Genomic DNA, 22,831 nt, shown 5'->3' with positions numbered 1-22,831 from the left:
AGCTTTTGCTCTGATTATTTCTGTTTGTTGTATGTGCTATATCACATATCGTACATACTTGTGTACAAGCGATAGAAACCGCCACTGTTTTATGCTTAAGACATTGAAAACATTGGGTTTTGCTACAAATAACGCCACTGTTTGAGCAGTGGCGTTTTTGCGTTTGTGGAGTCGCGGGGAATTGAACCCCGGTCCGGAAACCGTACCCTCGGTCTTCTACGTGCGTAGTCTGCTGGCCATTCGGCAGTTTTTCTGCCCCCATGTTATCGCAGACAATTCATGGCGAGCATATCTACAGTAAAAGTCCCTGAACTACCCTGCAGCTCGGCAATTCAAGCAAGTCTTCTAATGACGTTTAGCACCACTCCGAAGACGTGAGTGGGTAAACGGAGCAGCTGCTCGCTGGTTAATCCTGGCGCGAAGCTCAGGCAGCAAGAGCGAACTCAGTGCGATTAGATTTAGCACTTATTCTTTTGCGAAAGGACGTTTACGAGTGGACTTTCGCATTCTCGGCACGCTTCCCCGCGGCGAACAGATCACCGTCGAAACCGATCGACCCCTTTTGATTTATCAAACTATCAATTAGATACTGGCATAAAGCCAGAATAATCATTATAAATAAACGTTTTAACAGAGTCAACCTGTTTTAGGCTATTGATTTATTTCAGACTAATCCAAAGACTAATCCAAAGACTAATCCAATAAATCACTTACCTTTAGTCTCACCTGTTTTAGCACCATCACTATTGCCTTTGGTAAGCTTCTTCGATTTTTCAACAAATCTTCTATTAACAACAAACGTACAAATTCCCGCAACAAACACGCAAATAAATATTGTAACGTTTCTAGCTCTAGCATTTCCAAGACTTTTTACAGCATTAACATGAAGAGCAACAGCAGATTCCGCATCAACAGTGGTCTTTACTTTTCCGCCACTAACGCTCACAGTTTTAGTGCAATCTTTAGACTCATAAACATTGCAATATTCACCGTCAGGCAAGTCGGTTTTATAACTCACTTTTTGCGGATTTTCCGTGTTGTTAATCGCAAGAAAACCCTTGTTTCCTCGGCTAAACGCAACGTTATTATCGTCATCATCTTGCCAATTAGTAACCTTAGTGCCTCTAACAGCGTTGTAGAACCCAATCATGCCGCGAATTGAAGTTAGCCTTTGCGTGCATTGCCACTTGGAATCCTTTGCACAACTCACATCAGGAATCGAAGTTTGCGTAGCTCCAGGCGCTCCCTCATCTCGTTTTGTAAACTCATATCCCGAAAACACATTTGGAGTTCCATACGGATACGCCAGCATAAACGCGTTTGCAAGCTCGTATTTTTTGCCATCTTTATACGTCAAAACTCTGCTTGCATTGTCTCGCTCAGTATCCCAATTTGTAACGAAAATCGCAGCCTTTTTGCTTGGAATCAACTTATCTGTTATATGTTTAAGATTCTCAATAGACCCATAAAAATAGTTTCTAAGCCTATAAGAATACTCAAATTCGTTCACTTCACCAGTTTGCAAATATTGGTCCGGCTGAATTCTAGGGTCTTGCTCAGAAAACCCTATTGTTTCTTGCATCCACCAAATCTTATCTGGCGTTGTTCCAGCAGCATCCGCAGCCGCAGCTTTTATAGCCTTTACATCTTGCGGAGACATGTGTTTTGCTGCATCAACTCTAAACCCAGCCACTCCAAACTTTAACATATGCGCAAAGTATTCTCCCAAAGTTTTTTGCACATGAGGATTAGAAGTGTCCAAATCTAACAGTCCAACAAGTCGATGTGTCCAAACGATTTCTGCTTTTCGATACGTGTTGATATTTTCTGTTGACTTATGAAAATCGTCTTTTGTATATCCTGCATCTGGGAACGATTGATTTGCAGCATCATACTTGCTTCCACCAACGCCAACAGTGTCTTTGTTTGCAAAACCAGTTGTGTGGTTTATTACCGCATCTGCAATAATTCCAACACCCGAAGCTTTGCACGTTGTAATCATCTTTTTAAACTCGTCTTCGGTGCCAAGTTTTGAATTTAGCTTATAGCTTACAGGTTGATAGCTTGTCCACCATTGGTCACCTTTAATGTGATCTTGCGGAGGCGAAACCTGCACGTACTTTACGCCTTCTGGACCGTACGTCTTTTTGCATTCCTTAGCTATACTTTTCCAATTTTGTTGGAACGCTGTGACTATTACGCCTTTTTGTATAGTTTTTTGAGATGATTTTGCGCCAGCATATGCAATCGCTGGGCCGCTTACGACTACTGCTCCCGCCAAAATCGTAGCAACACAAGATGTTATAGCCGCAACTCTTGCCAACACAAACTTTAGCTTTACAAACATCTTTTTATTGAAGCTCGTAAATATCTTTATGCTGTGGATCATCATTGTTCCTTTCTGCAAGAATCGCGGCTTTGCTTTGTTCTTACTCTTACTTTATTCTTTTTAGAGCCAGATTCTACCTCACTATATTAGAACCATCTATTCCCACTCAATCGTGGCAGGCGGCTTAGAGGTTACGTCAAGCACAACACGATTAATCTGACGGCATTCGTTTGTGATTCGAGTAGAAATCTTTGCCAACACATCGTAAGGAACTCGCGACCAATCAGCAGTCATAGCGTCCTCCGAGCTTACTGGGCGAAGTACAATTGGCGAACCATACGTGCGCTCGTCTCCCTGAACTCCAACAGAGTGAACATCTGCCAAAAGCACTACTGGGCATTGCCAAATATCGCGATCTAATCCAGCTGCCGAAAGCTCTTCGCGCGCAATAGCATCTGCTTCTCGAAGCACAGCTAAACGCTCTCGAGTAATCTCGCCAACAATACGAATACCCAAGCCTGGACCAGGGAACGGCTGGCGCCAAACAATAGCATCTGGAAGCCCAAGCTCCGTACCAATTGCGCGAACCTCATCCTTAAACAGAGTACGCAAAGGTTCAATAAGCTTAAACTTTAAGTCCTTTGGCAAGCCACCAACATTGTGATGCGACTTAATGTTTGCAGCACCGTCTCCGCCACCAGATTCAACAACATCTGGGTAAAGCGTGCCCTGTACGAGGAATTTAACTTCTGCTCCAGTTTTACCAGCTTCTTCAATAACTTGGCGCTGCGCTTTTTCAAATGTGCGAATAAACTTTTCTCCGATAATCTTGCGCTTGCGCTCTGGCTCACTTACGCCTTTAAGCGCATCTAAAAAGTCATCTTCTGCATCTACTGCAATAAGCTTTATTCCAGTTGCCTCAACGAAATCATGCTTAACTTGCTCAACTTCACCTTTACGAAGAAGACCATGATCTACGAAAACGCAAGTAAGCTGATCTCCAATTGCTTTATGCACTAAGGCTGCTGCAACAGCGGAATCGACTCCTCCAGAAAGCCCACAGATAACTTGTGCATCTCCAACTTCGGCGCGAATCTTTGCAACTTGATCTTCTATAATATTCGAAGGATTCCAATCATTTTCCAAACCTGCGCATTCGTGCAAAAATGTAGAAATAAGCTTTTGACCTAAAGGCGTATGCTTGACTTCTGGATGCCATTGCACTCCGTAAAGCTTGCGACTTTTGTCTTGCATAGCTGCAACAGGAGCGCCTTGAGTGTGAGCAAGCACCTCAAATCCTTCTGGCGCACTCTTAACTGCCACTCCGTGGCTCATCCAAGTATTTTGATCTAACGGAGAATTAGCAAGCAATCCTTCTGCTTCATCAATAGTTGCATGCGTTTTTCCATACTCACCCAATGCTGCTTTGTCTACAACTCCACCAAGCTCGTGAGCCATAACTTGGAATCCGTAGCAAATTCCAAGCACTGGAACGCCTGCTTCAAAAATCTTTGTGTCAATTTTTGGCGCTCCTGGCTCATAAACGGAGGCAGGTCCGCCAGAGAGAATTATGGCTTTTGGATCTTTTGCCAGCATCTCTTCTACTGGCATAGAGTGTGGAACAAGCTCCGAATAAACGTTTGCTTCCCTCACTCTTCTAGCGATTAGCTGGGCATATTGGGCACCGAAGTCAACTACAAGTACCGGACCTTTTGCCATGATTCTCCTTATTTACACGCTTCTTATATATTCCTTATTTATCACTTTATTTTTTGCAAATATTTTAAAGGTGATATTTAAGACTGATTTAATTTATACTAATGGCGCTTTGCGACGTTGTAGTGCTTAGAAACGCCGTGACTTATCTAGTTTTAAAACCAATCAAGCTTTATATAGCAATAAAGTGAACATAAAACATAACATAAATGATAATTTTAAGAAGATTTTTGCGAACACTTTAACACATTTTTTCAACAAAATCGCACGTAGTGAGTAATCAAACGCACAAAAGTCAAAAGCTGTTACTATACTGAGAACGATGGAAAAAGAGGCTAATACATTCGTTTTTCAGCCTCTATAACCAAATGGTAATGATTAAAATTGCACTGAAAAGTGCTTGAGTACAGGAGTACACATGACGAGTCCTGTTATTGGCACCCCTTGGAAGAAGCTAAATGCTCCAGTTTCTGAGGCGGCCATCGAAGGCGTAGACAAGTATTGGCGCGTAGCAAACTATCTCGCAATCGGTCAGATTTATCTTCGCAGCAACCCTCTAATGAAGGAGCCATTTACTCGCGAAGATGTTAAGCATCGTCTGGTAGGTCACTGGGGCACTACTCCAGGCCTTAACTTCCTTATTGGACACATCAACCGCTTTATCGCTGATCACCAGCAGAATACTGTAATCATCATGGGTCCAGGTCACGGCGGACCAGCTGGTACTGCTCAGTCCTACCTCGACGGCACATACACCGAATATTATCCAAAGATTACTAAGGACGAAGCTGGCTTACAGAAGTTCTTCCGTCAGTTCTCTTACCCAGGCGGTATTCCTTCCCACTTCGCTCCTGAAACCCCAGGTTCCATCCACGAAGGTGGCGAGCTTGGTTACGCTCTCTCCCACGCTTACGGCGCTGTAATGAACAACCCAAGCTTGTTTGTTCCAGCAATCGTCGGCGATGGCGAAGCTGAAACTGGTCCTTTGGCCACCGGTTGGCAGTCCAACAAGCTTGTGAACCCACGTACCGATGGTATCGTGCTTCCAATCTTGCACTTGAACGGTTATAAGATTGCTAACCCAACTATTCTTTCCCGTATTTCTGACGAAGAGCTTCATGAGTTCTTCCACGGCATGGGTTACGAACCATACGAGTTCGTTGCTGGCTTCGACGATGAGGATCATATGTCCATCCACCGTCGCTTCGCTGATATGTTCGAAACCATCTTCGATGAGATTTGCGATATTAAGGCTGAAGCTCAGACTAACGATGTAACTCGTCCTTACTATCCAATGATTATCTTCCGCACTCCAAAGGGTTGGACCTGCCCGAAGTTCATCGATGGCAAGAAGACCGAAGGTTCTTGGCGTGCACACCAGGTGCCACTGGCATCTGCTCGCGATACCGAAGCTCACTTCGAGGTTTTGAAGAACTGGATGAAGTCCTACAAGCCTGAAGAGCTCTTCGATGAAAAGGGTGCTGTTAAGGAAGACGTTCTTTCCTTCATGCCAAAGGGCGAACTCCGTATTGGTGAAAATCCAAACGCTAACGGCGGTCGTATTCGTGAAGATTTGAAGCTTCCAAAGCTTGAGGATTACGAAGTTAAGGAAGTTAAGGAATTCGGTCACGGCTGGGGCCAGCTCGAAGCTACCCGTCGTCTTGGTGTCTACACTCGTGACATCATCAAGAACAACCCAGATTCCTTCCGTATCTTCGGACCAGATGAGACTGCTTCCAACCGTTTGCAGGCTGCTTACGAGGTAACCAACAAGCAGTGGGATGCTGGCTACCTTTCTGGCTTAGTTGATGAGCATATGGCTGTTACCGGTCAGGTCACCGAGCAGCTTTCCGAGCACCAGATGGAAGGCTTCCTCGAGGGTTACTTGCTCACTGGTCGTCACGGCATCTGGAGCTCTTACGAGTCCTTCGTACACGTTATTGACTCCATGTTGAACCAGCACGCAAAGTGGCTTGAGGCTACCGTTCGCGAGATCCCATGGCGTAAGCCAATCTCCTCTGTGAACTTGTTGGTATCCTCTCACGTATGGCGTCAGGATCACAACGGCTTCTCGCACCAGGATCCAGGCGTAACCTCCGTGCTCTTGAACAAGACCTTCAACAACGATCACGTAATCGGCATCTACTTCCCAGTAGATTCCAACATGTTGCTTGCTGTTGCTGAAAAGGCTTACAAGTCCACCAACATGATTAACGCTATCTTCGCTGGTAAGCAGCCAGCTGCTACTTGGTTGACTCTCGACGAAGCCCGTGAAGAGCTCGAGAAGGGTGCTGCTGAGTGGAAGTGGGCTTCCAACGCTAAGAACAATGACGAAGTTCAGGTTGTTCTCGCTGGTGTTGGCGATGTTCCACAGCAGGAATTGATGGCCGCTGCCGACAAGTTGAACAAGCTTGGCGTTAAGTTCAAGGTTGTTAACGTTGTTGACTTGCTCAAGTTGCAGTCCGCTAAGGAAAACAACGAAGCTTTGACTGACGAAGAGTTCACTGATCTCTTCACTGCTGACAAGCCAGTCCTCTTCGCTTATCACTCCTACGCACATGACATTCGCGGCTTGATTTACGATCGTCCAAACCACGACAACTTCAACGTTCATGGCTACAAGGAGCAGGGCTCCACCACCACGCCATACGATATGGTTCGCGTGAACGACATGGATCGTTACGAGCTTACCGCTGAAGCATTGCGCATGGTTGACGCAGCTAAGTATGCCGACGAAATCAAGAAGCTCGAGGACTTCCGCCTCGAAGCCTTCCAGTATGCAGTCGACAAGGGTCTTGATCACCCAGACTACACCGATTGGGTATGGCCAGGCGTTAAGACCGACAAGCCAGGCGCTGTCACCGCTACCGCTGCAACCGCTGGCGATAACGAGTAGTTTTAAGCTATCAATGCTAAAATTGCTTAGCTGATTTTTAGGGAGTCAATCGAAAGGTTGGCTCCCTAAAAAATTAATAAAAAATACGCAAAAAATTAAAAAATCAGCTTGTTGTCCCACAAATAGCTCTAAAATAACTAGAGGATTCTTCGTTTGATATGCAAATTTTTCAACGTTGAAATACGAAGAATAGCAAAAACGAAAATGCGAAACAAAATAAAAATGCAACGCAAAATAAAATAAACGCAGACGCATCAAAGGAGAAAAGTCGTGTCGTTAGTTAACGTAACTATTATCAGCGCAGATTGCGCACAAAGTCGCAATGTCGTAGCACTAGGAGTTACAAAAGCTCTTTCAAGTCATTATCCAACAACTGTTTTTAGGCCATCCGCAAAACATGATGACGCGTTTACAAGCGAATTAATAGCATCAAGCAATACAAAAGCTACTCTAGAACAAGTAATCGCAGCATGCCCATGCGCAGTTCGTAAAAACAAAGACACACTAAGAGGAGATATTGTAGCTCACTTCAACGAGCTGATTAGCGTAACGAACGCTCAAGGATGCGTTATTGTAGCAAGCGATTCCACTTCTGTATTTGATCCAGATTTATTCCGATTTGATGCAAGTGTGGCAGCCGACTTAGCTTCTCCAGTGTTCCTAAGCATTTGCGCAGAAGGCAGAGATAGCAAGCAAATCTTGCAAACAATCGAAGCACAATGCGCAAGCGTCAGCAAAGAATACACAAAAGTATTCGGCATATTTGTAACTGATTGCAAAGAAGACTTAGCAAAAGAAGTAAAAGAAAACTACGCTCAAAACAATAATGGCACTCCACTTTGGACTTTGCCTTCTATAAGCGAATCAGAATCAGATAAATTCAACGATTATGTTGCAGATGAAAAAATCATCAACGCTTTGAAACAACCTTTTAATGCGCCTACTACCCCATATGCCTTCCAATACAGCTTACTTGGAAAAGCTAAAGAAAATAAGAAAACAATAGTGCTTCCAGAAGGCGAAGAAGACCGCATTCTAAAAGCAGCTGACTACTTGTTAGAGCGAGACATTGTAAATCTTATTATTGTTGGAGAACGCGAATCTATTCTTGCAAGAGGACAAGAACTTGGATTAAAGTCTCTTAGCAAAGCAAGCTTCCAATCTATGCAAGACGAAGTAGTACTCAGAAAAATGATTAGCAAGCTTTGCGAATTGCGCGCAAAGAAAGGCATGACCGAAGAGCAAGCTCGCGAACAACTTAAAGACGCAAGCTACTTTGGCACAATGCTAGTGGTACTTGGATTAGCAGACGGACTTGTTTCTGGCTCTGTTAATTCAACGGCAAATACCGTACGCCCTGCTCTTCAAGTTATTAAAACTAAGCCTGGATCTAAGCTTGTTTCTGGCGCATTCATTATGTGCTTTAAAGATCATGTAGCAGTATTTGCTGATTGTGCTATTAATCTGAACCCAGACGCTGAACAATTGGCTGATATTGCTCTTCAATCTGCACAAACCGCTAAAGCTTTCGGATTAGATCCTAAAGTTGGAATGCTATCTTATTCAACGCTCGGATCTGGCAAAGGCGCAGATGTTGATTTAGTTGAGGAAGCTACAAGGCTGGTAAAAGAAAAAGACCCAGATTTGAAAGTTGTTGGATCTATTCAATTTGACGCTGCATGGTCTCCTACTGTTGCGGCATCAAAGGCTAAAGGCAATGATGTAGCAGGTCACGTAAATGTGTTTGTGTTCCCAGATTTATGCGCTGGAAACATTGGATATAAGGCTGTTCAGCGTTCTAGCGGCGCTTTAGCTGTTGGACCAATCCTACAAGGATTGAATAAGCCTGTTAATGACTTGTCTAGAGGAGCATTGGTTCAAGATATTATCAACACTGTTGCTCTTACAGCATTGGAAGCGCAATTCTAACAATAAATAACAAATTTAATAAATAGGTAAGTTCCTGCAGATATTCTGACTAATAAAACCCACTCATTGTAGGAACTTACCTGTACACTTAAACGTGGCAATTTACTAGCCTTATCAACACTTTATGGAGGATGCCCTCATGGCAAAAACCGTTCTTGTTATCAATTCTGGTTCTAGTTCTATTAAGTACCAGCTCGTCGATCTGGAAAGCGGCGAAGGTATTGCGTCTGGTATCGTAGAAAAAATTGGCGAACCAGTTGACGGACACTACAAGCACGTATTCAATGGCGAAAAGCATGAGTTTGACGAGCCAGTGCACGATCACGAGCAAGGCTTAAAGCGCGTACTTGGATTCTTCGAAGAATATGGTCCAAATCTTTCCAAGTCTGGAATCGTAGCTGTTGGACACCGCGTTGTTCAGGGTGGCTTAACATTCCCTAAGCCTGCATTAGTAAACAAAAAGACCATTAATAAGGTGAAGGATTTGGCTGTTTTGGCTCCACTTCACAACGGCCCTGAGGCTGTTGGCGCTGAAGTTATGACTGAACTTTTGCCAGATGTTCCACAAATTATGGTGTTTGACTCTTCGTTCTTCCACGATTTGCCACAGGTTGCTGCAACTTATGCTTTGAACAAAGATATTGCAAAGCAATACCACATTCGTCGCTATGGCGCTCACGGCACTTCTCACGAATACATTGGCTCTGTAGTTCCAAGCGTTGTTGGAAAGCCTGCAGAAGGCTTAAAGCAGATTGTTTTGCACATTGGTAACGGTGCTTCTGCTTCCGCTCAGATTTCTGGTAAGCCAGTTGAAACTTCTATGGGCTTAACCCCACTCGAAGGCTTAATGATGGGCGGCCGCACTGGCGATATTGATCCAGCAGTGGTATTCCACCTTATTCGCAATGCGCACATGAACGTGGACGAGCTTGATACGCTCTTCAACAAGCGTTCTGGCATGATGGGCATGACTGGCCACGGCGATTTGCGCGATATTCACAAGCTCATTGAAGAAGGCGACGAAGACGCTAAGCTTGCTCTCGGCGTGTACGTTCACCGCATTGTTGGCTACATTGGCAACTACACAGCTCAAATGGGCGGCGTGGACGTAATCACATTCACCGCTGGCGTTGGCGAAAACGACGAGATTGTTCGCGCTCTTGTGTGCGAAAAGCTTGCTCCATTCGGCGTTAAGCTCGATAAAGAGAAGAACTTGGTTCGCTCTAAGGAGCCACGCGTTATTTCCACTCCAGATAGCTCTGTGATTATTGCTGTAATCCCAACCAACGAAGAGTTGGCAATCGCTCGAAAGTCTGCACAAATCGCAGAAGCTGGAGTTGATTCTTACGGCAACAAGTTTGAGCGCTAAATATTTTATTAATATTTATTAGCTTATTATTTGGCTATAATTAAGTCCCGATTAGATTCATCTAGTCGGGACTTTTATATTCGGGACTTGCTATATTAAATCGCAATTATTTAGAAATCATTTTGCACCACATACCCGGAAAATCAGGAATTGTTTTACGCGTTGTTGCAATATTTTTTACGGTTATATTAGGTATACGAAGCCCTAACATTGACGCAAAAGTTGCCATACGATGATCAGCATAAGTTTCCATCACTTCCCCATGCATATTTCTGCTAGGAATAATACGAATTCCATCGTCTAGCTCTTCTGCTCCTATACCGACGCGTTTTAGTTCCGTAACTATTGCATCCAAACGATTTGTCTCGTGGCCTCTTAAATGCGCAATACCATGCAACTCGCTTACACCATCTGCAAACGCCAACATTGCCGCAATACTAGGCGTAATCTCTCCAGCTGCGCTTAAATCCAAGTTACTAATAGCTTTTATACTCCCATTTGACTTAACACACAGAACGCCAGAATTTAAGCTTTCATGCTCAAGAAAAACTTCTGCCCCCATTTGTTCAAGAATTCTAGGCAACAATCCCCCAGGCTGAGTAGTTTCAAATGGCCAATTAGGTATTTTAACGCATCCTCCAGCAATCAACGCGGCTCCAATAAAAGGCGCTGCATTAGAAAGATCTGGTTCTACAACAACTTCATCTGGCAAAGTCAAATCATGCTCTTTAACATGCCATACTCCGCTTTCTGGCATATCTACCGCTCCGCCAGCTTTGCGAATATCTTCCATTGTCATACGAATATGAGGCATACTAGGCAGTTTACTTCCAATATGCTCAATGCATAGTCCTCCTGGAATACGCGATGCAATCAAGAGCAGAGCAGATATAAATTGAGATGACGAAGATGAGTCAATACGAACCACATGATTTTGATGAGTGGTTTGCTGGTCATTTATCTCATAACTTCCAAAATTTTTAGGTGGAATAATACTAAATGGCAAGAAACCAACTTCTCCGTGATATTTCACATGAGCTCCAAGCTGCTCTAACCCGTCAAGAACTGGTTTCATAGGACGCGCATAAGCTTGCTTATCTCCATCAAATCGCATAGGTTTATTTGCAAATAAAGACAAAGCTGTTACAAAACGCATTACCGTACCAGCTAAGCCGCAATTAACAACAGATCCATCAGCAATGTCAAAAATATTGCCATGAGGTGGAATAACAAGCACAGATGTATATGATTCCATTTCCTCAAATCGCACGCCAAAAATCTTAAGAGCAGACATCATAAGTTCTGTATCTCTAGAATGCAAAAGCCCCTTTAAAACAACAGGTTTACTTCCAAGAGCAGCTAAAATCAAATATCTATTAGATAAAGACTTACTTCCAGGAATTTCCACTAAAGCGTCTATGTTATCCTTAACAAATGGAGCCTTCCAAAGATCCAAATGTTCTTGAGAATCTGAATTCATAACTTCACACATACTATGAATATTATCTAAGAATATGTACGCATTGTAATTTTCACAATGCTTTACATATGAATAAACGCATTATGCCAATATCCTGTTTGTATTGAAGCATATAAAGCAATAGTAGGAACAGCAATGCAAATTACATAAAATATCCAATCGTATGCTGTTAACTTCGATTTTCGTGCCGGAACGCGTTTAATACTACTGCCAAAAGCCCTAGCTTCCATAGCTGTAGCAAGTTTCGTGCCTCTTCGAATAGATAACACGAGCAAACCAAAAGATTGCGAAAGCATGCGCTGCAACGCTTTACCATCCGATATACCACGAGACCTTCGAGCTAAACCAAAAGCACGCCAATCATTTTGTAATAGACTAAACATTCTCAATCCAGCTAATGCTCCGTACACAAATCGTGGAGAAAAATGCAAAATCTGCACTAATCCATCTGCTAAATCAGTTGGATCTAATCCAATGGCTAATATAACGCCTGGAACTGCTACAGATGCAACACGAACAAAGGTACAAATTGCCAAATACAATGATCCTTGACTTATATGCATCCAACCAAACTTAAATATATCATCTCCAGAACTTTGGCCATATAAAAGCACCGATATAAAGCTACCCGAAGCAGCAATCCAAACTGGCCAAGTATGGCGTAAAACATACCAAGGAGTTACTCCAGCAATTGCAAATAACAGTATATCTAAACCGAATGCAATAGAAGCAGAAACAATATCTAATGTTACAAACATAGGCAAGCAAAGTAATAATGCTCCAATAAAACGACTTATTGGATTGAGCTTACGAATAAACCAAGAAGGCGAAACTAGTCGTTCACTTTCTAAACGTTTAGAAGACGCTGTTACATCAATATGCGAAACTTTTAATAAACTTTCAAAATCTTTAACTTGAATACTAGACGATTCTTCTGCACTACTAGTTTTATTCACTTCTACTCATTCCCTTCGCTATAGTTATGAGCGGACTCTACGATTTTTTCGTACTCAACTCTTATTACTCTGGCATCTAAAGACTTTACAAGCTCATCATCGTGAGTAACCACAATCACCGCTGAGCCACTATCACGTATTTGCGCAATAAGTTTTACCATTGCTGTCCAAGTTTTAAAATCTTGCCCAAAAGTAGGCTCATCCATAATAACAACACGCGGAGCGGCAGCTAAAAGCGTAGCTACAGAAAGTCTACGTTTTTCTCCTCCAGATAATGTATAAGGATTAGCAAGAGCAAAACGCTTTAAATCCATACGTTCAAGCATGCTATCGGCAATATCGTAAGATTCCTTTTCGCTTTTTCCTTGCTTTTTAGGACCTACAGCAACTTCGTCTCTTACAGACGATGTTATAAATTGATGTTCTGGCTCCTGAAACACCATGCCAACTCGCCCTAGCAATTCTTGACTTTTCCAAGTAAAAAGATTATTTTTACGTCGTTTTGGAACATACTTTTCCATCATGCACACACTGCCAGCAATTGGTTTTAATAATCCTGCAAGCGTTAACGCTAGCGTGGTTTTACCAGCACCATTAGGCCCCATTAAAGCCGTTACTTCGCCAAAACGAAAAGCTACATTAACATGTTCCGCTAGTGGCAGAGTTCTTCCAAAAGAGCAATCATTAGTATAGAGCGCAACAGATTCTTCCGTATCTTTGATTTCGCCATTGATTTCGCCATCGCAATGTTTAGGAGCAAAAGATTTAACTGTTCTTCCTGGAACCCAAGCACCACCTTTTGCAAGCATATCGCCATATTTTTCAAAAACATCCTCAGGCTTACCGTCTGCAATAACGCATCCTACATTTGCATCATTATTATTTTCGTTTTTTCCAATAACAATAACTCTATCAATCAAATCCAGCCACACATCAATATGATGTTCAACTACAATCATTGTAGAACCTGTTTTTTTAAGAATATTTGCTACAGCATCATGCACTTGCTGAACACCTTCAGGATCTAGATTGGCTGTAGGCTCATCTAAAAGCAGCAATCCAGGATGCATTGCAAGCACTCCTGCTAAAGCAAGACGTTGCCTTTGGCCTCCAGATAAAGATTGTGTTGAGCGTCTAAGACCCTGACTTCCTTGAGTAATATTGTCTAATCCAACAGCTTTTAGCGAAAGCTTTACGCGATTCCAAGTCTCTTCGCTATTAACTCCAAGATTCTCACTTCCAAAAGCTACATCGTCTCCTACTCTTTCAAGAATGATTTGAGAATCAGGATCTTGCATAACAAGTCCAACTTTTCCGCGAGCATCTCTAGCATGAACGCCACCGATTAGAAGGCTACCTTCTTCCATGCCTTCTGTTTCATCACCTAAAACACCTGCTAAACCAGCCATAAACGTACTTTTCCCAGCGCCAGAAGCACCTAAAAGCAACACATGCTCGCCAGGCTTAATATCAATATTTACATTCCTTAACACAAAATCTTTGCGCGTGGCGTGTCTCCAACCCCAGTCTTTAGCAACTACGCTCGCTGGAGTCCATTCATTTTTATCAACAAATTGCATACAAACAAACTTTCATTGCATAGCAAAATCTAAAAATATAAAAATCTAAAAATATAAAAATTGCATAACACAATTTCAAAAAATATAAAACATAGAACAAGTACGAAATATAAACATCATACGAGTAAACTACCGTGTTTTTGCATTTTGCGCATTAAACACGATAGTTTACAAGCTGCAATGAGTATTTAGATATAACTCACACTAATGCTTGAGGACGGCCTGATTCAAAACGATCAAGCACGCCCGTTGCAGCTAATGCCTTTTGAACAAACCACACTACAACGCCTGCAACAATAAAACCAGAAATAATAGAAGTAATTAGATTTGCAACAATATACTGAGTATTCCAGCCTTGACCGCCGCTAACCCAATTATAAATAAAGCAAGCTACGCCTGCTAACGATCCAGATATTGCAGTGGAAAGCAAATTCCATGTTTTGTACATAAAGAAAATGAATGCAAGTTCAGCGCCAACACCTTGAATAATGCCGACGATTAACGATCCGCCAACACCCCATTGATTTCCTAACATAAGTTCCACAAAAGCAGCAAGAGTTTCAGCAAACAATGCAGCACCAGGCTTACGCACGATTATTGCAGCTAAAGGTCCAGCAAAAAGCCAAAAACCATTAGATAAACCTTCAGCACCAGGCAACAGGCTTGCAAAAAGATTAGTAGGAGCTGCGCACACAATATCCCAAGCCCAGAATAATACGCCAGATGCAACAGCGATAATAGCAGCTATGACGATATCAAGAATACGCCAGCGATTAGAATGTTCCATTGAAACATTAGTCATAATATAAGTGCCTTTCTTCAATATTGAAAGATTTGGGCACGGGGAAAGAGCGACATCCGTTGCTAACATTACTTAGCACACGTTCAATCGGTCGAAGCTTTCGCTTCCTCTCAGCCAGAAACGGCTCCCGAGTCAAATATTTATAATCACGATGTAAGAATCCAACGCAAATAATGCATCAAAAACTCACCTTTACAAGAATACACATAGAGTACTTTTTTGTATAGTAAGTGTTGAAAATGCAAATACGCAATTTTGTATAAACACATTTATATGAGTACACAACTACGTACACAGTTTGATTAAAAATTGCACAAAAACAAGCAAATACAAGCACATACAAAAAAGTCGGGGTGACAGGATTCGAACCTGCGACATCCTGCTCCCAAAGCAGGCGCGCTACCAAACTGCGCTACACCCCGAGGCTTCCAAGCTAACTACCAGCTCCAAGCACAATCAACTACAATAGCGCACATCGGAGACAAACGCAAATTTGCAACACGCGCGATAGAATATAACCAGCAATGAAAATAGGCGACAGATTTTAGAGGTTAGCATGGGGCGTTTTCAACGTGCAGAGGCGGCTGGATTAATAGCTTTTTTAGCTTGTGCAATATTCAGCATAATCGTAATGTCTGTATACATGAAAACTATGCCAGCGATTTGGCAAGTTACGCAACGATTATTTACAGTAGCGTCTGGAATAGTGGCTATTTGCAGCATGTGTACTTTTGTAGTCGGATATTTAAGAACGCACAAAGAAATACTTAAAAAGAATTGTCTGCAAATTGCAAAACATGCTTTTGAAATAATCGCATTATCTACGATTTATGGCGCAACAATGCTTCTTATGTCTTTTGCTCTGCTTTCTATAATCAATAGCATTATTGGAAGAAGCGCAGTAAACAGTTATCTTCCTGTACTTTGTTGTGCTTTAAGTGGAATTGTTGGATACGCAACTCTGGTTCAAGCGGAACTCTTAGAGGCGAAAACCGTTGCATCACTGCTACCGCTATTTGTGATTTCTGGTGCAGCAACAGCCGGATTGACATCCGACGACCCGTATTGGTACAACAATAACTTTTCTCAACTAGGAGATAAAACAACATTTGCTGCAAGCATGTTTAATGCTACGCTGATTTTAGCTGGAATATGCATTATTATTACAAGCTACTTTGCTATAACAGAGTTCGTTGCCACTCAGAAAGAAATTTTGCAACATAAAGACTCTAATGTTACGAAACACTTTAAAACTAGAACCACCATTATGGCTGCATTACTAATTTTGGGAGGAATTGCATTTATTGGTATAGGAACATTTAGATACACTCCTCACCCAGTTATACATGATTTATGCGCAAGAGGTGTTACTGGTCTTATTTGCACTATGCTTATTTGCCTTCCTTGGCTTGCTCCTAGACTTTCTAAAACATTCTACGTAGCTTCAGATTTAGCAGTAGTCCTTACCGCATGGGTTGGAAATCAATGGGTGCAGGGTCATAACACCTTAACTAATGTAGAAGCATTATCTTGTTTACTCTTTTTAGGATGGATAATAGTATTTTCAAGACAAGTCGCAGCAATGCAAAGCGACCGTTTACAAATTAAAATAAATGAACATTCTAAAAACAATATTCAATGTGATATAGATTAATCAATAAAAAAGTTGAGGCTTAGAATCTAGTTTTTAGAATCTAAGCCTCAATTAGTTTTATATATGAATATTTTTATGCTAGATTATTTTCTTCTTGATTTTCACTCATAAGCAGAAGGAAACTTCGCGATTGAGCAACAATATTGAATCCTGATTCATAATGCAATTGCGGTCCTTTTGGATTATGAGTGTCCACAACAAGAGTCCACTTTTCACCATAATTCTTATCTGGCAAAGTAAATGTTATAGGCTCATAATGCGCATTGAAAATAAGAAGGAAGTCATTATCTACCATCCTGCTTCCATACCAATCGGTTTCTGGAATATCTGAACCATTCAAATAAATCATTACCGAAAGAGCATGCGTATTACTCCATGCCTCCATATCCATAACAGAACCAGTATGATCAAACCATTCTACTTGTGGAATCTCTGAAACATCATCCCCTGGTTCTCTACCAGTAAAGAATCTACGCCTGTGAAGAACAGGATGATCTAGTCTTAAATGAATAAGCTTAGAAACAAAATCAAACATATCTTTTTGTGTGGAATTAAAATCCCAATTAATCCAAGAAATAGCATTATCTTGGCAATATGCGTTGTTGTTTCCATTTTGAGTACGCATAATCTCGTCACCAGCGCAAATCATAGGAATGCCCTGGCTCATCAACAAAGTTGAGAACAGGTTTCGCATTTGACGTTGACGAAGCTCGTTAACATCGTGAATATTAGTAGGACCTTCTACTCCACAATTCCACGAACGATTATCATTAGCACCGTCGTTATTGCCTTCTTTATTCGCTTCATTATGCTTTTCGTTATAACTCACCAAATCGTTCATAGTAAAACCATCGTGAGCGGTAATAAAGTTTACAGAAGCTACAGGCTTACGTCCATTTTGCTCATATAAATCGGAGCTTCCCATAAGTCGGCTTGCAAATTCAGGCAAAGTCGAAGGCTGCGAGCGCCAAAAATCGCGTACGCAATCGCGGTAGCGACCATTCCACTCGGACCAGCTTGGAGGGAATCCACCTACTTGGTATCCTCCAACACCAATATCCCAAGGCTCTGCAATAAGCTTTACGCTAGAAATAATAGGATCCTGTTCAATAATGTCGAAGAATGCAGAAAGCTTATCTACTTCTTGGAATTGACGAGCAAGAGTTGCTGCCAAGTCAAATCGGAATCCGTCTACGTGCATTTCAGTTACCCAATAGCGCAAGCTGTCTGTGATTAGTCGCAATGCTTTAGGAGAACGCATAAGAAGCGAATTTCCAGTACCAGTAGTATCGAAGTAATGTCTCTGATCGTTATCTACAAGACGATAGTATGCGCGATTGTCGATTCCGCGGAAGCTTAAGGTTGGACCTCTATCGTTTCCTTCAGCGGTATGGTTGTAAACAACGTCTAGAATAACTTCCATTCCTGCAGCATGGTACGCCTTAACCATTGCCTTGAATTCGTTAACTTGCTCGCCGCGTTGTCCAGAACTCGAGTATGAATTTTGAGGAGCAAAGAATCCAATGGTGTTATATCCCCAATAATTGCTTAATCCTTTATTTTGCAAGAAAGAATCATTTACAAACTGGTGGATAGGCATAAGCTCAATAGCAGTAATACCAAGCTTTTTTAAGTAAGATATTACACTTGGATGAGCTAAACCTGCGTATGTTCCACGAATTTCTGGAGGAACATTACGATTTAAATTCGTCATTCCTCTAACATGAGCCTCGTAAATCACGCTATCGTGGTACGGAATCATTGGATGCTGGTCGTTACCCCAATCAAAATATGGGTTAATAACAGCTGCTTTCATAGTGTGATCTGCAGAATCCAAAGTGTTCATTGCGGCTAAATCATCTGGATTAGCAAACCAATACGAAAATAGGCTTTCGTCACCGTCAATATTGCCTTCTATTGCCTTTGCATAAGGGTCCAAAAGAAGTTTGTTTGGATTACACCATAATCCATGATTTGGATCATACGGTCCATGCACACGATAACCGTATCTCTGCCCTGGCTGTATTCCAGATATGTAAGTATGCCAAACGTAAGAATTCTGCTCAGTCATATCGATGCGAGTCTCATTGTCTTGCTCATCGAACAAGCATAGCTCAACATGCTTTGCCACCTCAGAGAACAATGCGAAGTTCACGCCTGCACCGTCGTAGGTAGCACCAAGCGGATACATAGAACCTGGTCTAATTTGCATAATTCAAGTATTGCATATATTTATATAGTTTTCATTAATACTGTAGGCGATTCTTTATAAAAGATGAAAAAGATTTGAAAATAATCATAATTAACGCATAATAAAAAAAAATATGAATTGTATTTATGTGCTAATTCCCCTTTAAAACCAACGCAACACGCCAAAAACATCCTTTAACCACATTGATTGAAAAATCTGGTAATTCGTTTTTAGTGTTGATGAAATAGCAATATGACATATAAGCAAAACGAATATTGCACGGATTGCGTGGGATTAAAAGAAGAAATTTTAAATCGCATAGCAGAAATTGAAGTAGAACTATGCGATTTTTCAATCCCTAATAAAACAATAGGAAATCTTGGAGAAGAATACGCATCTCTAAAACTAATTCTTAAAAATTGGATTCTATTAGACAGAAATTGGCATAGTCGTTTTGGAGAGCTTGATGTTGTGATGATGGATCCGTTTGGAAGAATTGTATTCATAGAAGTAAAAACGAGACGAAGCGTAAGATTTGGAACTCCACTAGAAGCAGTAACAAACGAAAAATGCTTAAAAACACATAAAGCTGGATTTAAGTGGTTAGACGAGCACAACTTTTTTAAACACAGAAAAATACGATTCGACGTTATATCAATACTAATTTCAAAAGATAAAAATATTCAACTACATCACATTTTAGGAGCATTCTAATGGTTATTGGAAACGCATTATCTGTAGGATTACTGGGCTTGAAAGCCTTTACAATACAATTACAGGCATTCATATCTAGTGGATTGCCAGGATTCTCTATTATTGGTCTTCCTGACACCTCTTTAAGCGAGGCGAGAGAACGAGTTAAATCAGCATATACATCTTTACGCTGCGAATGGCCAGAAACAAGGTTAACAGTGAATCTTTCACCTGCGTCTATGCCAAAAAGTGGAGCATCTTACGATCTTGCAATTGCAGCAAGCATACTTAGTGCTAGAGGAATTATTCCACTTAACGAGCTAGAAAATACGATTATTTTAGGAGAACTTAACTTAGATGGGTCAGTTCTACCAATTCAAGGCATGCTACCAATTTGTTTATATGCCAAGCAAAAAAATATTACAAAAATGATTATTCCCTACGAAAATCTTTCAGAAGCCAAGCTGATAAATGGAATTGAAGTAATTGGGATTAAACACATTTTAGATTTGGTAGACGAACTAAACGGGAAATTAGAAAACAAGGCTAGACCGATTGCCGAAAAGAACAGAGAACGAGCATTAAAAGCAATTAACCCTTATGATCATCTTCATATTAAAGAAATCGATAATACAAGACTCTATTCCAAATCAGCGCTTAACGATAATACGACTTCAAACATGAATAATACGGATAATGTTGATCCAATAAAAAGCGCCAATCCGCTAGGAGAAATCGGTGATATGTCGGAAGTATTAGGGCAAGAACACACAAAGTGGGCATTGCAAGTAGCTGCAGCTGGCGGACACCACGTTATGATGATTGGATCTCCAGGATCTGGTAAAACTATGCTGGCATCTAGAATGCCAAGCATCATGTGCCCACTAAACGAGCAAGAACAGCTTGAAGTGGCATCTATTAGGTCACTTTGCGGAACACTACCATACTATGGAATAACAGATGTTCCGCCTTTTGAGGCACCTCATCATACATCTTCTGCAGCATCTCTTATAGGAGGAGGCGCAGGTCTAGCCAAGCCTGGAATAATAACTCGTGCACATTGTGGAGTTTTGTTTATGGATGAAGCTCCAGAATTCTCACCAAGAGTTTTGCAAACTCTTAGAGAACCATTGGAATCTGGTCACATAGCTGTTTCAAGATCTAAAGGAACAACATTATATCCTGCTAAATTCCAACTTGTTATCGCAGCAAATCCATGCCCATGCGGATACGCCTATGGCAATGGCGAACGATGCACATGCAAAGAGAAGGAACGAATACGTTATTTTTCTAGACTTTCTGGACCAATTCTAGACAGGATTGATATTCAAATGGATGTTCCACCTGTAGAAAAAATTATTACTTCAAAAGCGCAATCAGAACATGGATCTAGTCAAATGTCAGAAAAAATTCTAACTAGTGCAATGATGCGAGAAAACGTAAAAAACGCAAGGCTGGTTGCTCAAAATCGTTTTAGAAAACTCGGATGGAGTTGTAACGCTCAAGCGTCTGGAACATGGCTTAGAAAATACACATCTAAATACGCTATTGAGTTAATTAATAAATCACTTGAAAACCACAAGTTGAGTTTACGCGGAGCAGATCGAGCTTTAAGGCTTGCATGGACTTTAGCTGATCTTTATGGGCACACTTCTCCAGATTTAACTGACATTGCTCAGGCAATTAGTTTAAGGACCAGAATATGAACAATATTAGTAGCATAAATGGCAACAACAATACTTACAGAATAGATAACGATACTTTATCGCGCGCAATACTCACATTTTGTATTGATGGCGCAGATGCAATAATGTACACACTTGTAATAGGGTCAGTAAACACTGGCAGTATTGTGGAAGCACTTCACCTTATTTGCGAATCTATAAGTGAATCTATTGGTAAAACAAAAAACAAGCAGCTAGAATTAGATCTGCAAAATAGCTGCTGTCAAGATGATTTTTACATAGACGGATCTTTAGAAAACCAGACTAAATCGAATTTAGATGATTTAGAAAATAATGGAAAAATTCTTAACATTATAAAAAATCACTCAAAAGTTTCTGTTTTAGAAGAATATTTTCTGAAAGGTCTTAAAATATGGGGAAGCAATAATGCTGACAATAAAATTGCTATTAACAATTTTGATATATTACACAGATCCATTAAAAAATGGTGTTTAAGACTAAAACAATTGCCTTCTTGGGATTCAAATCAACTTAAAAGATGGTTTAGTTCTAACGGAACGCAATGGATTATCTCACCAAAAAGTAAATATTGGCCAAAACAGCTACAAGATTTAGCAACCCAATGCCAAGTAGCTCCCCCATTGTGTTTGTGGGGAATTGGAGATCCCAACGCGCTTATTCAATGTAAGCAGCCACTTGCAATTGTTGGCTCTAGAGGTTGCAATGACTACGGATACGAGCTTAGCTTTACATTCGCTAAATCGTGCGCTAAAAAGGGGCACACAGTTATTTCTGGCGGAGCTTATGGTATTGACGCTGCAGCTCATTGGGGAACCTTGGATGCTTTAGACTCTCATGTAGCAAATGTTAATCCTGTTGGCAAAACAATTGTTGTTTTTGCTGGAGGTTTGAACAAAATGGGACCTTCAAGCAATGCTCAACTTTTTGATGCGATTCTTTCTAGTGGCGGGGCATGTATTAGTGAACTATGCCCAGACACTACTCCTGTTGCACGTAGATTCTTACTCAGAAATCGCCTTATTGCGGCTATTGCTAGCAAGGTAATAGTATCTCAAGCACGATTACGATCTGGAGCTTTAAACACAGCAAACTGGGCGAATAGCTTAAATCGCGAGATTTATTCTGTTCCAGGAGATGTAACATCACCGAGTAATGCTGGATGCAATATGCTTATTCACGATGGAAAAGCTATGATGATATGTTCACAAAATGATATAGATAGTATCTATCCTAATTCCCACCATTATTTGCCACACTCTTTAAGCAATAACAATATTATTCCAGATACATGTAATGATTTTCAAAAAATTGTATTGAAAGCAATTCAAGAGTGTAAGAGCAAAAAAATATGCGCAAACATTGACAATATACATGCAATCATGCTTCATACAAACTCAAATAATGATTTTTCAATATCTAAGATTTCTGGAGAAATAGCAATTCTTGAATTAAATGGAATAGTCAAAAACCAAAATGGTGTTTTTAGTTTAAATAGGAAAAATCTTAAATAAAAAGCAGAAAATATGAGAA

General features: G+C 41.1%; 14 protein-coding genes, 1 tRNA gene and 1 other RNA gene. 7 read left to right on the top strand and 9 right to left on the bottom strand.

Going from position 1 to position 22,831, the window contains the following annotated elements:
* Positions 1–163: 163 nt before the first annotated feature.
* From ssrA to guaA, 3 genes are all read right to left on the bottom strand, one after another.
* Positions 164–560, bottom strand: a transfer-messenger RNA (tmRNA) gene (ssrA, locus tag ACJV45_RS04585).
* Positions 561–706: 146 nt separating this feature from the next.
* Positions 707–2,389, bottom strand: coding sequence for an alpha-amylase (locus ACJV45_RS04580; RefSeq protein WP_419397780.1), 1,683 nt, complete (start codon positions 2,387–2,389; stop codon positions 707–709).
* Between the two features lie 96 nt (positions 2,390–2,485).
* A complete protein-coding gene (gene guaA, locus ACJV45_RS04575) occupies positions 2,486–4,048 on the bottom strand; it encodes a glutamine-hydrolyzing GMP synthase (RefSeq protein ID WP_415703261.1) in 1,563 nt (520 codons plus the stop codon).
* A gap of 415 nt (positions 4,049–4,463) precedes the next feature.
* On the opposite strand from guaA, the gene ACJV45_RS04570 reads away from it, so the two are divergent.
* The 3 genes from ACJV45_RS04570 to ACJV45_RS04560 all read left to right on the top strand — a co-directional run bounded on the left by ACJV45_RS04570 (position 4,464) and on the right by ACJV45_RS04560 (position 10,239).
* Positions 4,464–6,941 carry a phosphoketolase gene (locus tag ACJV45_RS04570; RefSeq protein ID WP_004124987.1) on the top strand — a complete coding sequence of 826 codons (2,478 nt, stop codon included), beginning with the start codon at positions 4,464–4,466 and terminating at the stop codon, positions 6,939–6,941.
* Between the two features lie 270 nt (positions 6,942–7,211).
* The gene (gene pta / locus ACJV45_RS04565) at positions 7,212–8,870 is read left to right on the top strand and encodes a phosphate acetyltransferase (protein ID WP_415684012.1); all 1,659 of its coding nucleotides are present in this window, start codon (positions 7,212–7,214) and stop codon (positions 8,868–8,870) included.
* Positions 8,871–9,009: 139 nt separating this feature from the next.
* The gene (locus ACJV45_RS04560) at positions 9,010–10,239 is read left to right on the top strand and encodes an acetate/propionate family kinase (protein ID WP_004124973.1); all 1,230 of its coding nucleotides are present in this window, start codon (positions 9,010–9,012) and stop codon (positions 10,237–10,239) included.
* Positions 10,240–10,345: 106 nt separating this feature from the next.
* Here the strand turns inward: ACJV45_RS04560 and aroA are convergent, their stop codons facing one another.
* The 5 genes from aroA to ACJV45_RS04535 form a co-directional block, all read right to left on the bottom strand.
* Positions 10,346–11,719 carry a 3-phosphoshikimate 1-carboxyvinyltransferase gene (gene aroA / locus ACJV45_RS04555; RefSeq protein WP_419397744.1) on the bottom strand — a complete coding sequence of 458 codons (1,374 nt, stop codon included), beginning with the start codon at positions 11,717–11,719 and terminating at the stop codon, positions 10,346–10,348.
* 62 nt (positions 11,720–11,781) lie between these two features.
* Positions 11,782–12,675 carry an energy-coupling factor transporter transmembrane component T family protein gene (locus ACJV45_RS04550; RefSeq protein WP_353582659.1) on the bottom strand — a complete coding sequence of 298 codons (894 nt, stop codon included), beginning with the start codon at positions 12,673–12,675 and terminating at the stop codon, positions 11,782–11,784.
* A 2-nt stretch (positions 12,676–12,677) separates the two neighbouring features.
* Positions 12,678–14,255 carry an ABC transporter ATP-binding protein gene (locus ACJV45_RS04545; RefSeq protein WP_029600548.1) on the bottom strand — a complete coding sequence of 526 codons (1,578 nt, stop codon included), beginning with the start codon at positions 14,253–14,255 and terminating at the stop codon, positions 12,678–12,680.
* A 199-nt stretch (positions 14,256–14,454) separates the two neighbouring features.
* Positions 14,455–15,057 carry an ECF transporter S component gene (locus ACJV45_RS04540; protein ID WP_004124961.1) on the bottom strand — a complete coding sequence of 201 codons (603 nt, stop codon included), beginning with the start codon at positions 15,055–15,057 and terminating at the stop codon, positions 14,455–14,457.
* A gap of 348 nt (positions 15,058–15,405) precedes the next feature.
* A tRNA-Pro gene (locus ACJV45_RS04535) sits at positions 15,406–15,479 on the bottom strand.
* A gap of 134 nt (positions 15,480–15,613) precedes the next feature.
* Between ACJV45_RS04535 and ACJV45_RS04530 the strand changes: the two genes are divergently transcribed.
* Entirely contained in the window at positions 15,614–16,711 is a 1,098-nt protein-coding gene (locus ACJV45_RS04530; protein ID WP_353582657.1) for a DUF998 domain-containing protein, read from the top strand.
* A 73-nt stretch (positions 16,712–16,784) separates the two neighbouring features.
* Here the strand turns inward: ACJV45_RS04530 and glgX are convergent, their stop codons facing one another.
* Positions 16,785–18,923, bottom strand: coding sequence for a glycogen debranching protein GlgX (gene glgX, locus ACJV45_RS04525; protein WP_004118272.1), 2,139 nt, complete (start codon positions 18,921–18,923; stop codon positions 16,785–16,787).
* Positions 18,924–19,154: 231 nt separating this feature from the next.
* Here glgX and ACJV45_RS04520 point away from each other — a divergent pair, with 231 nt between their 5' ends.
* From ACJV45_RS04520 to dprA, 3 genes are read left to right on the top strand one after another with little or no spacing between them, the layout of a single operon-like run.
* A complete protein-coding gene (locus ACJV45_RS04520; RefSeq protein WP_419397743.1) occupies positions 19,155–19,616 on the top strand; it encodes a YraN family protein in 462 nt (153 codons plus the stop codon).
* On the top strand, positions 19,616–21,301 hold the full coding sequence (locus ACJV45_RS04515) for a YifB family Mg chelatase-like AAA ATPase (protein WP_419397742.1): 1,686 nt from the start codon (positions 19,616–19,618) through the stop codon (positions 21,299–21,301). Before ACJV45_RS04520 ends, ACJV45_RS04515 begins: the two co-directional genes overlap by 1 nt.
* Positions 21,298–22,812: a DNA-processing protein DprA gene (gene dprA / locus ACJV45_RS04510; protein ID WP_419397741.1), complete on the top strand. Its 1,515-nt coding sequence runs from the start codon at positions 21,298–21,300 to the stop codon at positions 22,810–22,812. Before ACJV45_RS04515 ends, dprA begins: the two co-directional genes overlap by 4 nt.
* Positions 22,813–22,831: the final 19 nt, after the last annotated feature.

Source organism: Gardnerella lacydonensis, from assembly GCF_048545055.1.
Lineage (GTDB): Bacteria > Actinomycetota > Actinomycetes > Actinomycetales > Bifidobacteriaceae > Bifidobacterium > Bifidobacterium vaginale_C.
Note: the sequence above shows the minus strand (reverse complement) of the source record. Positions and strands in the feature narration are given on the sequence as shown.

Excerpts from the sequence above, each read along its gene's own strand:
- aroA (WP_419397744.1), bottom strand. The coding sequence starts at position 11,719 with ATGAATTCAGATTCTCAAGAACATTTGGATCTTTGGAAGGCTCCATTT.
- ACJV45_RS04530 (WP_353582657.1), top strand. The coding sequence starts at position 15,614 with ATGGGGCGTTTTCAACGTGCAGAGGCGGCTGGATTAATAGCTTTTTTA.
- ACJV45_RS04540 (WP_004124961.1), bottom strand. The coding sequence starts at position 15,057 with ATGACTAATGTTTCAATGGAACATTCTAATCGCTGGCGTATTCTTGAT.
- ACJV45_RS04545 (WP_029600548.1), bottom strand. The coding sequence starts at position 14,255 with ATGCAATTTGTTGATAAAAATGAATGGACTCCAGCGAGCGTAGTTGCT.
- glgX (WP_004118272.1), bottom strand. The coding sequence starts at position 18,923 with ATGCAAATTAGACCAGGTTCTATGTATCCGCTTGGTGCTACCTACGAC.
- guaA (WP_415703261.1), bottom strand. The coding sequence starts at position 4,048 with ATGGCAAAAGGTCCGGTACTTGTAGTTGACTTCGGTGCCCAATATGCC.
- ACJV45_RS04515 (WP_419397742.1), top strand. The coding sequence starts at position 19,616 with ATGGTTATTGGAAACGCATTATCTGTAGGATTACTGGGCTTGAAAGCC.
- ACJV45_RS04520 (WP_419397743.1), top strand. The coding sequence starts at position 19,155 with ATGACATATAAGCAAAACGAATATTGCACGGATTGCGTGGGATTAAAA.
- ACJV45_RS04570 (WP_004124987.1), top strand. The coding sequence starts at position 4,464 with ATGACGAGTCCTGTTATTGGCACCCCTTGGAAGAAGCTAAATGCTCCA.
- ACJV45_RS04580 (WP_419397780.1), bottom strand. The coding sequence starts at position 2,389 with ATGATCCACAGCATAAAGATATTTACGAGCTTCAATAAAAAGATGTTT.
- dprA (WP_419397741.1), top strand. The coding sequence starts at position 21,298 with ATGAACAATATTAGTAGCATAAATGGCAACAACAATACTTACAGAATA.
- ACJV45_RS04560 (WP_004124973.1), top strand. The coding sequence starts at position 9,010 with ATGGCAAAAACCGTTCTTGTTATCAATTCTGGTTCTAGTTCTATTAAG.